13 protein-coding genes are annotated in these 12,666 nt (G+C 71.2%); 4 read left to right on the top strand and 9 right to left on the bottom strand.

The window, feature by feature from the left end; genetic code table 11:
- Positions 1–38 precede the first annotated feature (38 nt).
- The 4 genes from ABIA33_RS32475 to ABIA33_RS32490 form a co-directional block, all read right to left on the bottom strand.
- Entirely contained in the window at positions 39–647 is a 609-nt protein-coding gene (locus ABIA33_RS32475; RefSeq protein WP_370086649.1) for a hypothetical protein, read from the bottom strand.
- Between the two features lie 268 nt (positions 648–915).
- Positions 916–3,714, bottom strand: coding sequence for an AAA family ATPase (locus ABIA33_RS32480; protein WP_370086651.1), 2,799 nt, complete (start codon positions 3,712–3,714; stop codon positions 916–918).
- 91 nt (positions 3,715–3,805) lie between these two features.
- Positions 3,806–4,531, bottom strand: a complete 726-nt coding sequence (locus tag ABIA33_RS32485) for a DUF998 domain-containing protein (RefSeq protein WP_370086652.1) — start codon at positions 4,529–4,531, stop codon at positions 3,806–3,808.
- Between the two features lie 156 nt (positions 4,532–4,687).
- Positions 4,688–5,629 (bottom strand): helix-turn-helix domain-containing protein, encoded by a 942-nt coding sequence (locus ABIA33_RS32490; protein WP_370086653.1) that lies wholly within the window; start codon positions 5,627–5,629, stop codon positions 4,688–4,690.
- Positions 5,630–5,766: 137 nt separating this feature from the next.
- On the opposite strand from ABIA33_RS32490, the gene ABIA33_RS32495 reads away from it, so the two are divergent.
- Positions 5,767–6,174 carry a nuclear transport factor 2 family protein gene (locus tag ABIA33_RS32495; protein ID WP_370086655.1) on the top strand — a complete coding sequence of 136 codons (408 nt, stop codon included), beginning with the start codon at positions 5,767–5,769 and terminating at the stop codon, positions 6,172–6,174.
- An 8-nt stretch (positions 6,175–6,182) separates the two neighbouring features.
- Here ABIA33_RS32495 and ABIA33_RS32500 read toward each other — a convergent pair whose 3' ends face one another.
- From ABIA33_RS32500 to ABIA33_RS32515, 4 genes are all read right to left on the bottom strand, one after another.
- Entirely contained in the window at positions 6,183–6,617 is a 435-nt protein-coding gene (locus ABIA33_RS32500; protein ID WP_370086657.1) for a PPOX class F420-dependent oxidoreductase, read from the bottom strand.
- Complete coding sequence (locus ABIA33_RS32505) at positions 6,614–7,699, bottom strand: NAD-dependent epimerase/dehydratase family protein (protein ID WP_370086659.1); 1,086 nt, start codon at positions 7,697–7,699, stop codon at positions 6,614–6,616. Before ABIA33_RS32505 ends, ABIA33_RS32500 begins: the two co-directional genes overlap by 4 nt.
- Positions 7,700–7,712: 13 nt before the next feature.
- The gene (locus ABIA33_RS32510; protein WP_370086661.1) at positions 7,713–8,168 is read right to left on the bottom strand and encodes a MerR family transcriptional regulator; all 456 of its coding nucleotides are present in this window, start codon (positions 8,166–8,168) and stop codon (positions 7,713–7,715) included.
- Positions 8,169–8,314: 146 nt separating this feature from the next.
- Positions 8,315–9,421 carry a DNA alkylation repair protein gene (locus tag ABIA33_RS32515; RefSeq protein WP_370086663.1) on the bottom strand — a complete coding sequence of 369 codons (1,107 nt, stop codon included), beginning with the start codon at positions 9,419–9,421 and terminating at the stop codon, positions 8,315–8,317.
- 29 nt (positions 9,422–9,450) lie between these two features.
- Between ABIA33_RS32515 and ABIA33_RS32520 the strand changes: the two genes are divergently transcribed.
- Positions 9,451–10,281, top strand: coding sequence for a helix-turn-helix domain-containing protein (locus tag ABIA33_RS32520; RefSeq protein WP_370086665.1), 831 nt, complete (start codon positions 9,451–9,453; stop codon positions 10,279–10,281).
- Here the strand turns inward: ABIA33_RS32520 and ABIA33_RS32525 are convergent, their stop codons facing one another.
- A complete protein-coding gene (locus ABIA33_RS32525) occupies positions 10,282–10,647 on the bottom strand; it encodes a nuclear transport factor 2 family protein (RefSeq protein WP_370086667.1) in 366 nt (121 codons plus the stop codon).
- 155 nt (positions 10,648–10,802) lie between these two features.
- On the opposite strand from ABIA33_RS32525, the gene ABIA33_RS32530 reads away from it, so the two are divergent.
- Together ABIA33_RS32530 and ABIA33_RS32535 are read left to right on the top strand one after the other, a co-directional pair.
- Entirely contained in the window at positions 10,803–12,107 is a 1,305-nt protein-coding gene (locus ABIA33_RS32530) for a low temperature requirement protein A (protein ID WP_370086669.1), read from the top strand.
- Between the two features lie 77 nt (positions 12,108–12,184).
- A complete protein-coding gene (locus ABIA33_RS32535; RefSeq protein WP_370086671.1) occupies positions 12,185–12,403 on the top strand; it encodes a hypothetical protein in 219 nt (72 codons plus the stop codon).
- Positions 12,404–12,666 lie beyond the last annotated feature (263 nt).

Here is a 12,666-nt window from a genome sequence, read left to right on the forward strand (position 1 = left end):
CGATCAGGATCCGTTCCGGGCTGTGGAGGTCACGGGGGTCAGCGGTGGGCGGGCATCTGGACCGGCGCATCCGGGGCCGGGAGGCGCTGGGCGGCCATCGCCGCGGCCCAGCGGGCCTGCATGACCTTGGGGTAGCGGCTGGTGAACAGGACCGGGACCAGGAACCCGAGGACCTGGCAGGCCGTGGTGGCCACGGACCCGGCGTGGGCCAGGCGGCACAGGGCCTGCGCTGCGGCGGTCAGGGTGAACGCGGCGGCCCAGACCCGGGTGATGACGACGTTGACGTGCAGGAACTGCGGGGTGTCCCAGACTTCGCGCGGGGTGCTGCGGCGGGCGATGCCCAGGGTGAAGGGCCGCCCGATGGCCAGGGTGGCCCAGGCGGTGGCGGCCAGCCAGCAGAACGAGAGCACGCCGGTCCAGGGGTGCAGGCCGCTGTGCGGAAAGGTGAAGGCCAGGGCGGTGACGGCGGCGAAGTAGACCACCGTGCTGCCCTCCAGGATCAGGGCGTCACCGGCAACGCCCGCCGAGCGGGAGCCGATGATCAGCCACACGCCGATCACCAGCGCGCTGAGCGCGCCCCACTGCCAGCCCAGACCGGCGACGGCGGCGAACACGATCCAGGGAATGAAGCCACGCAGATAGTGCATGGGAGGGTCCTCACGTCAGCGACGGAACCGGGCCGCGGCCCAGGTCGGCGGACTGTCCCGCCGGCTCCCTTCGAGCCTGCCGCCACTGTCATGACGCCCGGAACCGGGCATTCGACCGGAGCTCACCCGCTCCAATACGACCCTTGGAGAGCGACGGTGACAGGGTCCGGTCCAGGACCCCTGTCATCCGACAGGTCCGCGCGCGGGCGTGGTTGACCAACGGAGATGGGTGGCTGCCTCCGGTCCGGGTTGGGAACCCAGGACGTCGTCAGACCTTGTCGCCGGTCGGGTCTGAGCCGGGGTCGGTGTCCTGGAGAGCGTCGCGCAGGGCGGCCCGGGAGGTGACGCCGAGCTTGGGATAGACCAGGCCCAGGTAGTAGCCGACGGTGCGGGGCGAGAGGTTCAGGCGCTCGCCGATCTGCCGGTTGCTGAGCCCCTGCGCGGCCAGGTCCGCCACGTCGCGTTCGCGCGCGGTCAGCGGATCCCCGTCGGGACGCGCGATCGAGGGGCGTCCGGCGGCACGCAGTTCCGCCTCCGCGCGGGCCGCCCAGGGCTGGGCCCCCAGGGCGCGGAATACGTCCAGGGCCTCGGTGAGCTGGGTTCGAGCGCGGGTGGTGGCGCGGTTGCGGCGCAGCCATTCGCCGTACAGGAGCCGGGTTCTGGCCAGGTCCAGCGGCCAGTGCTCGGCGCCGGGGACGCTGATGGCGGCGGTGAACAGGCGGTCCCCGTCGTCGGGGTCGGCCAGGGCGGCGGCGGTGCGCACGAACAGGTCGGTGCGCGGGGACAGCCGGGCCAGGTTCGCCTGGTGCAGGGCGCGGACGTGGGCGGTGGCCAGGTGTTGGCGGCCTGTGCGCATCGCTGCTTCGACCAGGTCGACGGTGACCAGGACGGCATGGGGCACGTGGGAGGGCAGTTCGCCGGGCGGGCAGATGGCGGTGGCGTGCTCCCACGCTTGTTCGAAGTCGCCTTCGTTGACGGCGACCTGGAGGCGGACGTGGAGGGCGTGGCGGGTGATCGCGCGGGCGTCGCGGGGCACGGCCCAGGCGCTGAGGCCCTCGGCGAGGTCGATGGCCTCGCGGTGGCGGCCTTGTGCTGCGGCGAGCAGTGCCAGGGTGTAGCGGGCGGTGTGGGCCAGGAAGTTGTAGCCGTGGCTGTCGCAGAACGCGAGCGCGTCCTTGGCCTGCTGTTCGGCGTCTGCCCAGCGTCCGGTCCACACGTCCTCGGTGGACATGATGGCCATCGACTTGATGCCGGAGGTGATGGCGCCGCCGGCGCGGGCGTCGCGCTGGACCTGCTGGTATGCCTCGCGGCAGTAGGCGGTGCGGTGCAGGTTGATCGCGGCCAGGCCCACGCGGATGACCCGGGTCGACTCCTGCTCCCGGGGCAGGTGGCGGATCAGCGCCTCCAGGTGCGCCAGGACCGCGTCGGGGGTACGGACCGGGTCCGAGACGGTGTAGCTGCAGGCGGTCAGGACGGCGGGCGGCTCCGGGCGCAGCCGGGCCAGGGTCCGGTGGAAGGGTGGCCACAGTTCGGGGCGTCCGCCGGTCCAGCAGAGCATCAGCAGGGTGTGCAGGGCGCCCAGGAGGAGTTCGTCGTCGGCGCGCAGGGGGTCGGGCAGGGTGTCGAGGGCGTCGGTGAGCAGGTGGTGGGCGGTGGTGATATCGCCGTCGCGGTAGAACAGGACGTGGGCGGTGGCGACGGCGGCCTGCCAGGAGCGGTCCACGCCCGGGTCGATGCGTCGGGCTTCCTGCAGCATGCGGGAGGTCTGGTGGAGTTGGCCGGTGACGTCAGCGCCGAGGTAGGCGGCTTCGACCAGGCGCCGGGCCCGGCCCGCGGGTTCGGGGCTGAGGTCCGCAGCCCGGGACAGGGCGGTGACCGCCCCGACCGCGTCGCCGCGGCGCAGCAGGCGGTGCGCGGAGGCTTCCAGCAGGACGGCAATGTCCTCGTCAGGGCCCAGAGTGGCCTGGGCCAGGTGCCAGGCGTGCTGGTCGGGGAAGGCGGCGCGGGCCTGGGCCAGGCGCTGGTGGGCTCGGCGGCGTTCTTCGCTGCTGGCCATCTCCACGATGGCGGCGGTGACCAGGGGGTGGGGGAAGGTCAGCTGCAGGGTGTGCGGGTCGGTGCGCAGCAATCCCGCTGCCTCGGCCGGGGCGAGGTCCTGCAGCAGGGTGGTGCTGTGGTCGGGGTCCAGGATGCCGGGCTCTCCGGTGCCGTCCAGGACGGCGAGCAGCAGCAGTTCGCGGGTGCGCGGCGACAGCGGGCCGATGCGGGAGGAGTACAGGGCCAGCAGTCGGCGGGTCAGGGGCAGGACCGGGGGCAGGGCGGCCAGGGCGGCGCGTTGCGGGCCGGTGAGCGCGGTGGGCAGTTCGCGCAGCGCGAGCGGGTTGCCGTGGGCTTCCTCGGTCAGGCGCGCGTACACCGCTTCGGCCAGGTCGGGGAAGTGGCGGCGCAGGAACTGTCCGCACGCCTCCTCGCTCAACGGTCGTACGGTGATCACGGGTGCTCCGAGGCGGTCGATGACCTCCTCGTGTCCGGTGCGAGCGGCGGCGAGCACCGAGACGTGGCCGGTGGTCAGACGCCGGATGAGGAATCCCAGGGCTGCGGTGCTGGGTTCGTCCAGCCACTGCACGTCGTCGACGACCAGCAGGAGCCGCCCGGGGCCGGCGCTGCGGGTCAGGAGCTCGCGCACGGCATTGAAGATCAGCAGGCGGTTGACCGAGGGCCCCTCCCGCAGACCGAGTGCGACCTGCAGCGCCTGCTGGTACTCCTGGTCCAGCTCCGGCAGCACCTCGCGCAGCGGCAGCAGCAGCTGGTTGAGTCCGGAAAAGCCCAGGTCGGCCTCGAACTCCAGGCCCGCCAGCCGCAGCACCCGCATCCCGCGCCCGGCCGCCTCGCGGACAGCGGCGTCGAGCAGCGCGGTCTTACCCATCCCGGCATCGGCGGTCAGCAGCAGCGAATGGCCCTCCTCCACGGCACGGTCCAGGAAGGAACCGATGTCCCGCAGCTCCCGCTCCCGACCCAGCAGGACCTCCTGGGCGCGCAGGCTGTGCGCGTTCACGGTCTCGTCCATGGCGGGGATACAGCCCTTCGGGCAGGAGGGGTTCGAGCACAGCAGGATCGACGGCACGCAAGGCACATGCGTATGTGCCACAGCGAGCGCGTCAGCGAACAGGCTCAGTCCGGGGCGTCCATGCCGCGGTGAGGGGTTCGGCCGCGCCGGGTGTGTCGGCGCGGGCGCGGATCAGCGCGAGAACGCCGATCAGGACCATCCAGCCGTTGGCCGGGTAGGAGGCCAGGCGCTCGGCCAGGCCCGCTCCCAGCGGCAGGTGGGTGGTGAACTGCCCGGTGATCGACAAGGTCGCACCGACCAGCCCGATCCGGCCCAGCGCCAGGCCGGCGCGCTCCCAGGGGCAGCCCAGTCCCCCGCCGCGACGGCTCAGCAGCAGGACCGCCACCCCGCCGCAGGGGATGTTCAGCGCGCCCAGGGTGTGCAAGGCGATGCTGGTGTTCTCCGGGGCCAGGCCCACCAGGGCCTTCCCGGCCGCCGAGGCGATCCACAGCCAAGTGGCGACAGTGACGCTGCGCCGCTCGGTCCACAACGGGCGCAGCAGCACGATCCCGACGCCGGCCAGGATGCCGGAGACGATGAACGAGACGTTCATCGTGGTGTGGGCCGGTGAGCACACGTAGGCCACTTGCCCGTGCGGGGTGGAGAAGGGGCCGCAGGCGGTGTTGCCCAGGTCGCTGATGAAGTTCCGCGTCCAGCTGTAGGGGGTGTTCCACTGGGCTGCGACGACGATCTGACAGATGAAGTACTGCAGTACGCCCAGGATCCACGCGGCGGCGCCCCAGCGGAGCCGGGCTGAGGAAAGTGGTGATCGGGCCATGAGGGGGCGTCCTTGCGATGTGCGGCGGGGGCCGGGTCCCCGCCACCTCGGCGGGACATCATCATTGGACTGCGCGGCGCAGTACGGCCGACACGACCTGATCGGCAGGGCACACGACAATTCCTGCGCGAGCTCACCGCCAACTGCAGCCCAGTGCTACGTGTGTGCCTTGGTGACGTCGGGACGAGGCAGGTCGTTGCGCCACTGGGAGGGCGTCAGTCCGTGTTCGCGGCGGAACGCGCGCTCGAAGGTCCGCAGCTCGGAGAAGCCGACCGAGGCGGCGACCGCAGCCACGGTGCGACTGGGCTGGGCGGGGTCGGCCAGCAGGCGCCGGGCAGCGATCAGGCGCTCGGTGCGAATGAAGTCCGCCGGAGTGGAGCCCGCCTTGGCGAAGACTGCGTGCACCTGGCGCACCGAGATGTGGTGGCGCCGCGCGAGTTCGGCCACCGTCAGGGCCGGATCGCCCAGGCTCGCCCGGATGTGGTCGCGCAGGACCTCCACCAGGACGTCATCGGCCTGCACCGAGGGCGCCATCCCGCGCAGCGTCATGGCGAGCAGGTCGATGGCCGCACGGGCGGCATCGCCGCGCTGCGGGGCGGTGAAGCTCCCCGCGACCTTGTGGAGCTGGTCCAGGTACAGGCGCAGCAACTGCAGGGACGGGGAGTCCAGCGGGATGGACTGGGCCAGTCCCCGGGAGACCTCGTTGCCGCGCAGCGGCAGCAGATCCCGGGGGATCTGCAGGGTCAGGCTCTCCACCGTCTGCGGGTAGCGCAGGTCGAAGGGGGTGCCGGACTCGAAGAGCACCGCCACCCCCGGCGAGATGGTCGCCTCGCGCCCGTGCTGTTCCAGCGTTCCCACAGCGGACAGGTGGATGCACAGCATCAGGGTGTCCACACCGTCGCCGCGGGCGATGCCCTTGCGGGTGGCCTGGATACGCAGCGGACGGGTCTGGAACGTCCCGGCCGCGATGCCGCCGCCCAGGTCCGCCAAGGTGGTGCGGCAGTGGAAGTCCTCGGGTACCGCAGCGAGTGACGGCGCGAACGAGGAGGCCGCGTACTGCTCCAGTTCCTCGGCCGAGTGCGACTCGTAGACCTGCACAGCGCTCGGCCTCCCCGGGTACGGTCCGATGATCCTAACCCGCGCAGGTGAACACCCTCCAGCGCCGCAGCGGCAGCAGGAATCGCCGTCGGTTCTGCACCTCCTGTCGTGTCCCGCGACCAGGTGCGGGACGTCCAATGGCTGAGGAAGGAGCCCTGCTGTCGGGCTCCGTCGAGGAGAGGACCGACATGCTCACCCAGGTCCAGGTGACCCGCTGGGTCGGCGCCTACGTCTACGCCTGGCGCACCGGCCACGCCGCGGACATCGGGGCCCTGTTCGCCCCGGACGCCGAGTACCACCAGTGGCCCCACCCGGCCGACTGGATCGGACGTGCGGCCATCGTCGAGGGATGGCAGGACAGCGCCACCGTCCAGCAGGGCGGCAGATCCTTCGACTGGGAGGTCCTGCTGGTCAACGGTGACACGGCGGCGATCCGGGAAGTCCGCGTCGATGCCGGGCTCGGCACCTTCCTCAGCCTCATGGTCGTCACCTTGGACGACCACGGCCGCGCCAGGGTGCTGCGGGTGTGGAGGAACCAGTTCTGAAGAGGGGATCAGTGCGTGGGGAAGGTCACGGCGATGGCGATGGCGGGGCGTCGGGACCGGCCGAACCAGTCAGCGACCCGCACCGCCAGGTACTTCCCTCCCAGCAGGCGTCGTACCCGGTCGGTGTCCTGCGGGTCCAGCAGCGTCGCCTGTCCCTCCAAGGTCGGCGCACCGGGTCGGATCGTGCCCCGGTGGCTGCACGCGGTGACCTGCACCCGGGCGTCCCGGCGGATCCGGCGAACCTTCCCGGTCCCCGGATCCGTCCACAGGTACAGCTCGCCATCCTGCACCACATGCCAGACCGGGGTGGGGACCGCGCTGCCGTCCGCGCGGTAGGTCGTCAGGCTGACCGTGCGGGCGCGGGAAAGCAGGTCGAGCACACCCGCTTGCGGCACGCCACCGCTACCCGTCACCGGCGAGAGGGCCTTGTGGCGTGCGTTCATGAGCGTGCGCCTGTGCCCGCCGGCAGCGTCAGGCCGCGACGGATCTGGCTCTCAGCAGTTGCCACGATCGTTTCGGTGACGTCGCGGGGTTCCCAGCCCAGCACCGAGCGGGCCTTGTCATTGCTGATCACCGGGATCCGGCCCTGCAGCGTCACGGCGTCCCGCAGGGCCGGCTGGGTCTTCGCGGCCTCGCGGACCTGCTCAATGGTCAGCTCGACGGAGGGCAGCAGCGCGGCTGCTGTAGGGAAGTGCTCGCGCAGGATCTGGGCCATGCCGAAGAAGCTGACCGCAGCTCCGCTGACCGCGATGAAGCGCTCGCCCGCCGCCTCGGGGTGCAGCATCGCGCGCAGGTGCAGGTCCACCACGTCGCGCACGTCCACGACCCCGAAGTACATCACCGGCACCGCGGGCATCTTCCCGGTCAGCATCCCTGCCACCAGGCCGACCGAACCGGAGGGCCGGTCCCCCAGCTGGGGGCCGAAGATCCCGGTGGGGTTGACCACGGCCAGCTCGATGCCGCCGTGGGTGCGGACCTCGTCCCAGGCCGCGCGCTCGGCCAGGACCTTGGACTTGTGGTAGGCGGGCAGTCCCTCGGTGTCCGGGTCGGTCCAGTCCGCCTCCGTGTAGTGGTTGTCGGGCTTGAGCGTGTAGCCGACCGCCGCGTAGGAGGAGGTCATCACGACCCGCCGCACCCCGGCCCCGCGGGCGGCGGCGATGACCCGCAGCGCGCCGTCGCGGGCGGGCCGGATCAGTTCGTCCTCCGTCTCGGGCGGGGTGAACGGGAACGGCGAGGCGTGGTGCAGGACGTGGCCGACCCCGTCCATGGCCTGCGCCCAGCCGGCGTCGGCGTTCAGGTCGGCGACGGCGAACTCAAGGCGCCCGGCCGGATCGACCCCGGCGTGATGTAGCGCCGTCAGGACCCCGGCCTGCTGCCCGGTCTCGCGGACCGTCACCCTGGTCCGGCAGCCCTCACTCAGCAGCCGGGCGACCGAGTGGCCGCCGAGGAAGCCGGAGCCGCCGGTGACCAGCACCGTTGTGCTCTGAGGGGCAGTGGCATGGGCAGTTGAATTGTCAGCGTTCATGGTGTTCAGTCCTTCAGTGGGTGAATTCGTTTACGACGCGCAGGATCTCTTGGACCGCGCGGTCCTCGGCTGTGGTGTCCTCGCGGACGCGGGCGTCCCACAGGTCTGCTTTTCGCTGCAGGTAGACCAGGCGCAGCTGTAGCTGCTCGATGTCGGCGGCCAGCTTGTGGGCCTGGGCGGCGAACAGGTCCCGCTGCCCGGCGGCAGCCGAGTCGCCTTGCGCGAGCAGGTCCAGGTAGCGGCGCATCCCGCTCACCGTCATCCCCGACGAGCGCAGGCACGACAGCGCCTCGACGCGGGCCACGGTCTGCGGCCCGTACCGGCGGTGGCCGCTGGACTCGTCCCGGCCCACCGCGCCGAGCAGGCCGATCTTCTCGTAGTAGCGCAGCGTGGGCTCACTGAAACCCGACCGTCGTGCCATCTCCTGGACGGTCAGGTCCACTGCCTGCTCTTCGGTCACTGCTGCCATAGGAGGAGCCTCCGATACTTGAAGCGCTTGAAGTCAAGTTCTCCCATGGGGCGACGTGCCGCCTGTCAGTGAAACGCCGCGAGGCAAGGCCCGAAGGCCCGTAGCGCGAGGTGAGCTCGGGCGGCGGTCACGCCTTCCGGACGCGGTCAGCAGGCGGGGAGCAGGGTGAAGTCGCTGCGGCCGTGGCGGAGCCCGTTGACCTGGAGTTCGACGGCATGCACCCCAGGGTGGTAGCGGCGGGTGGTGATCGGCCGGAAGGAATGGCGCCTGGACACCTCCAGGCTCTGGCCCGGTGCCAGGACGGTAGTGGTGAGCTTGAACGCCTTGGGCGTCTGCTGTCCGTTGGCCTTCACGTGGTGCACGATGTAGTCGATCATCAAGGTCGCCGGTTCACTGCCGCTGTTGGTGATCGTCGCGGTGAAGAGCAGGTCGCCGCCGGAGGGAACCTCGGTGGTGTCCAGCGCCGGGCCGGTGACCTGGACGGTGGCCGGCGCGAAGCCGATCAGGGCCAGTGCCCCGGGGTGCCCCTGCTTCAGGACCGTGCGCAGGGCGTGGCGCACCAGCCTGGGGGTGTTCTCGTCCGCGGCGGCCAGCCAGTCGGTGGCGGTCTCCACGACCAGGTCCGGGTGGTGGCGGCTGAGGTCGTTGAGGTGGTTGGCAACCGAGCGGCGCACGTACTCGCTCTCGTCCCGGTACAGGGCGCCGATGACCGGCAGCGTCGCACGCGGCCGCTCCAGCAGGGCCGGGACCCGGGTCGCCCACGGCAGGAACGGCCTCGTCCCCTCGCTGGCCAGGCGGCGCACGTGCTCGTCGGGCGAACCGGTCCAGGTCTCCACGATCTTCAGGGCCCGGTCCAGGTCGTGCGCCAGCAGCACCCGGATGGCGAACTCCGAGGTCAGCCGCGCCGTCAGCTCGGCCAGCAGCGCCAGGGCGTCTTCGAAGGCCGCGGCGCCCCCGTCGGTGATCGCCTTGGCCGCGACCGCGCTGGTGACCGGCCAGATCAGCCAGCCGGTGAAGGGTGGCGCCCCGTGCTGCGCGGCGCGGATCGTGGCAGCGAACCGCTGGTAGTCGCCGGGCAGGTCGGCCAGCAGGGCGTCGCGCAGCAGATCGCTGCGTTCGCGCAGCGACCGCCCCGCCAAGTTCCGCGCCGCCGACCGCAGCAGGGTCAGAGAAGCCTCGGGGGCTGCCGCGTGGATCGCGTTGACCAGCAGCTTCGCCGTGTGGTCCCCGATAAGGTCGTCTGCAAAAGGCATGGTCGTCTCCAACATTCAAGGTGGTCATCGTGGGAAGTGCACCGGCGGGTCCGCTCGGGGAGTTCCTGCGGGCCCAGCGCGCCCGGATCGAGCCCAAGGAAGCGGGCCTGTTCGGCGGCGGGGGCACCCGCCGGGTCGCGGGACTGCGCCGCGAGGAGGTCGCCGTGCTCGCCGGGGTCAGCGCCGACTACTACGCCCGCCTGGAACAGGGCCGCGAACGCAACCCCTCCGCCCAGGTCCTGGATGCCATTGCCCGCGCCCTGAAGATGGACGCCGACGCGCGCGGCCACCTGTACCGCGTGTCCGGCATGAACCCCAACCTCGCCCCGGGCAGCAGCCGGGACCTGGTCCACCCCGCCCTGCTGCAACTGCTCGACTCATTTCCTGCCGCTGCGGCCTATGTCCTCAGCCCGGTGTTCGACATCCTGGCCGTCAATGACCTCGCCGACGCCCTGCTGTCGCCCTTCGACGGCACCCGCAACATGCTGCGCGTCCTGTTCGGCCACCCCCGCGCCCGCGAGGTCTTCGTCGATTGGCCCACCGTGGCGTCCGCCACCGTGCACGCGCTGCGCCTGAACGCCGGTCTCTACCCAGGTGACCCCGACATCAGCGCCCTGGTGGAGGAACTGCTGGCGGACTCCCCGCAGTTCCGGGCACTGTGGCAGGACCAGAGCGTGGGTGGTCTGGCACGGGCCTACAAGGTGTTCGTGCACCCGGACGCCGGACGCATCGAACTCACCTACCAGACCTTCGACGTCCGCGACGCCCCCGGCCAGCAGCTTCTGGTCGGCACCGCGCAGCCCGGCTCCCGCAGCGCCCAGGCCCTGACCTACCTGGGCTCGCTGTACGCCTCGGTGTGATCACGCCTCGTTGTTCCACATCCGGAACCGTGTCGCCCGCCCGTCCCCGCCCAGAGTGACCACCCACAGGTTGTCGAAGACGCCCAGCTCGGTGTAGACCCCGGTGCCCTGCACCGCGAACGTGTCACCGTTGATCGCCAGCAGCGTCCAGTCGAACGTCCAGCCGCCAGCCTGCCACGGGGCCCGCTCCCGCCAGCCCTCCACGATCGCCTTGCGGCCCACCCACGCGGTTTCGTACGGCCACTCGTAGGACTCCGCATCCTTGGCGAACAACGCCTCGACGTCCGCGCGCTCCCCGCTCCGCCACGCCGCCACATAGCCGGCGACCCAGTCCTTGACCTGCTGCTCCGTGATTCGCTCTGTCATGCCTCCACCCTGCCGCGCCGCCGGCGCGGGCAGAAGGCCGTGTCTTCCTGGGTGCGGCACACCTAGGAAGCCCTGGCCTTCTGCGGACGCCCGAACGGTTCCAAGCTGGGCACGGCGACGGCCCGTCGCCACCACCATTACCCCCAGGAGCCCCTGTGTCAGGCAGCACCCTGCACGCCAGCGCGCACCCGAGCAGCCGTCAGCCCGGGACCCCCGCGCCGGCCCGGGACGACGAACCGCTGCCTGCTCAGCCGCAAGCGACGAACCCGCGCCACGGGCGGCTCCTGCGTGCGGCCCCGACCGGCGAGAGCCACCGGGCTACCCCCCTGGAGCTCTTCTTCGACGTCGTGTACGTCTTCGCGTTCACCCAGGTCACCCACCTGATGGCCAGTCAGGGCAACCTGGTCGGAGTGCTGCAGGGCGCTGCCGTGTTCGGCCTGCTGTGGTGGTCCTGGGCCTCCTACGCCTGGCTCGCGAACCAGGTCCACGCCCAGCGCGGCATCGGCGCCGTCGCCATCCTCAGCGCCATCGCCCTGGTCTTCGTCCTGTCGCTGGCGATTCCAGGGGCGTTCCACGCCCACCCCGGCCCTGCGGCGGCGTCCTTGGTGTTCGCGGTCGGATACGTGGGCGTCTGCGTGGCCTACACCGCAGTTACCCTCATCGCTGCAGCCGGGCACCCGCGTCTGCGCGGCCAAGTCCTGCGAACCATGGGCGCCACCCTCCTGCTCGTCACCCCCGCCCTGGTCACCGGAGCACTCCTGGGTGGCCGCCTCCAGATCCTCCTGTGGCTGGCAGCGGTCGCCGTCCAAGGCACCGCCGTCTGGCTCACCTCACGCGACGGCGAATGGCGACTGCCCTCCGCCGCGCACTACGGCGAACGCCACCAACTGGTCGTGATCCTCGCACTGGGCGAGTCCGTCGTCTCCATCGGAACCGGCGCCGCAGGACACCCCCTCAGCCCGGCCACCGTCACCGGCGCCGTCCTGTCGATCACACTCGCCCTCGCGATCTGGTGGAACTACTTCCACCACCTGGCCGACTCCGCCCAACGAGCCCTCAGCGAACTCACCGGCACTCGCCGCGCCAAGGCCGCCACCACCGGCACCTACCTGCACCTGGGCATCGTCGGCGGCATCCTCCTCACCGCCCTGGGCCTGGGAACTGCCATGCACCACGCCAGCAGCACCCACGCACTCGGGCTGTTCGGCGCTGCCGCCCTCGGCGGCGGCCTCACCCTCAATCACGCCGCCCTCACCCTGTACGGCTCACGAGTCGCAGGACGCACCGCCGCCCGCCAACTCTTCATCGCGCCCATCAGCGCCCTGCTGATCCCCGCCCTCGCGGCACTACCACCCTTGGCCTCTATCGCCCTGGCCACGACCCTCTGCCTCACAACTGCCGGGGCAAACATCCTTTCGACACCGGCTCGGCAACTCCTTGAGGCGGGCGACGCATTGTAGGAAGAGATGCCCGATTCGGGAGCGAGCCGATAACGGTGGCAGTTGCTGCCACAGCACCTCTCGCCGCCCCTGTGCCCGTGGCCGGGGAAGCCACCGCGCTGGACATCAGTCCACAGCCACGAGCCGTTGCCCTCTTCCTCGAAATCCTCGGCCATATCAGCGCGATCGAGCGATGCCTCCGGTCCGAAGCCATCGGGCCGACATCCGCAGACGAGGAAGCCGAGTTCAACCACCTCGCGGACGACATCGTCAAGCGGCTTCACGGCGCGGCCCACTCCCTGGAACACGACGCCTGACCTTCGTGCAGATCGTTGTGGCGGCCGGGCTCGTCAACCTCCGAGGAGCCCGGCCGCCACGCCCTCGCACCCTCGACGGGCGCCCTCTCAGGAGATGCGCGCGATCCACGAGTCAGGCTCCAGGGCGCGAATCGGTGCACGCAGAGCACAGGGGTGTGCAGGGAAGGCAATGAATGCCCGGGTTCTGGAATCCTATTGTTCATGAGGGCGTGCAGCAGCGCGGATGTCCGATCCGATGCCCTCAAGGAGATTCCCAATGATGC

The sequence above is a fragment of the Streptacidiphilus sp. MAP12-16 genome, assembly GCF_041262165.1.
Lineage (GTDB): Bacteria > Actinomycetota > Actinomycetes > Streptomycetales > Streptomycetaceae > Streptacidiphilus.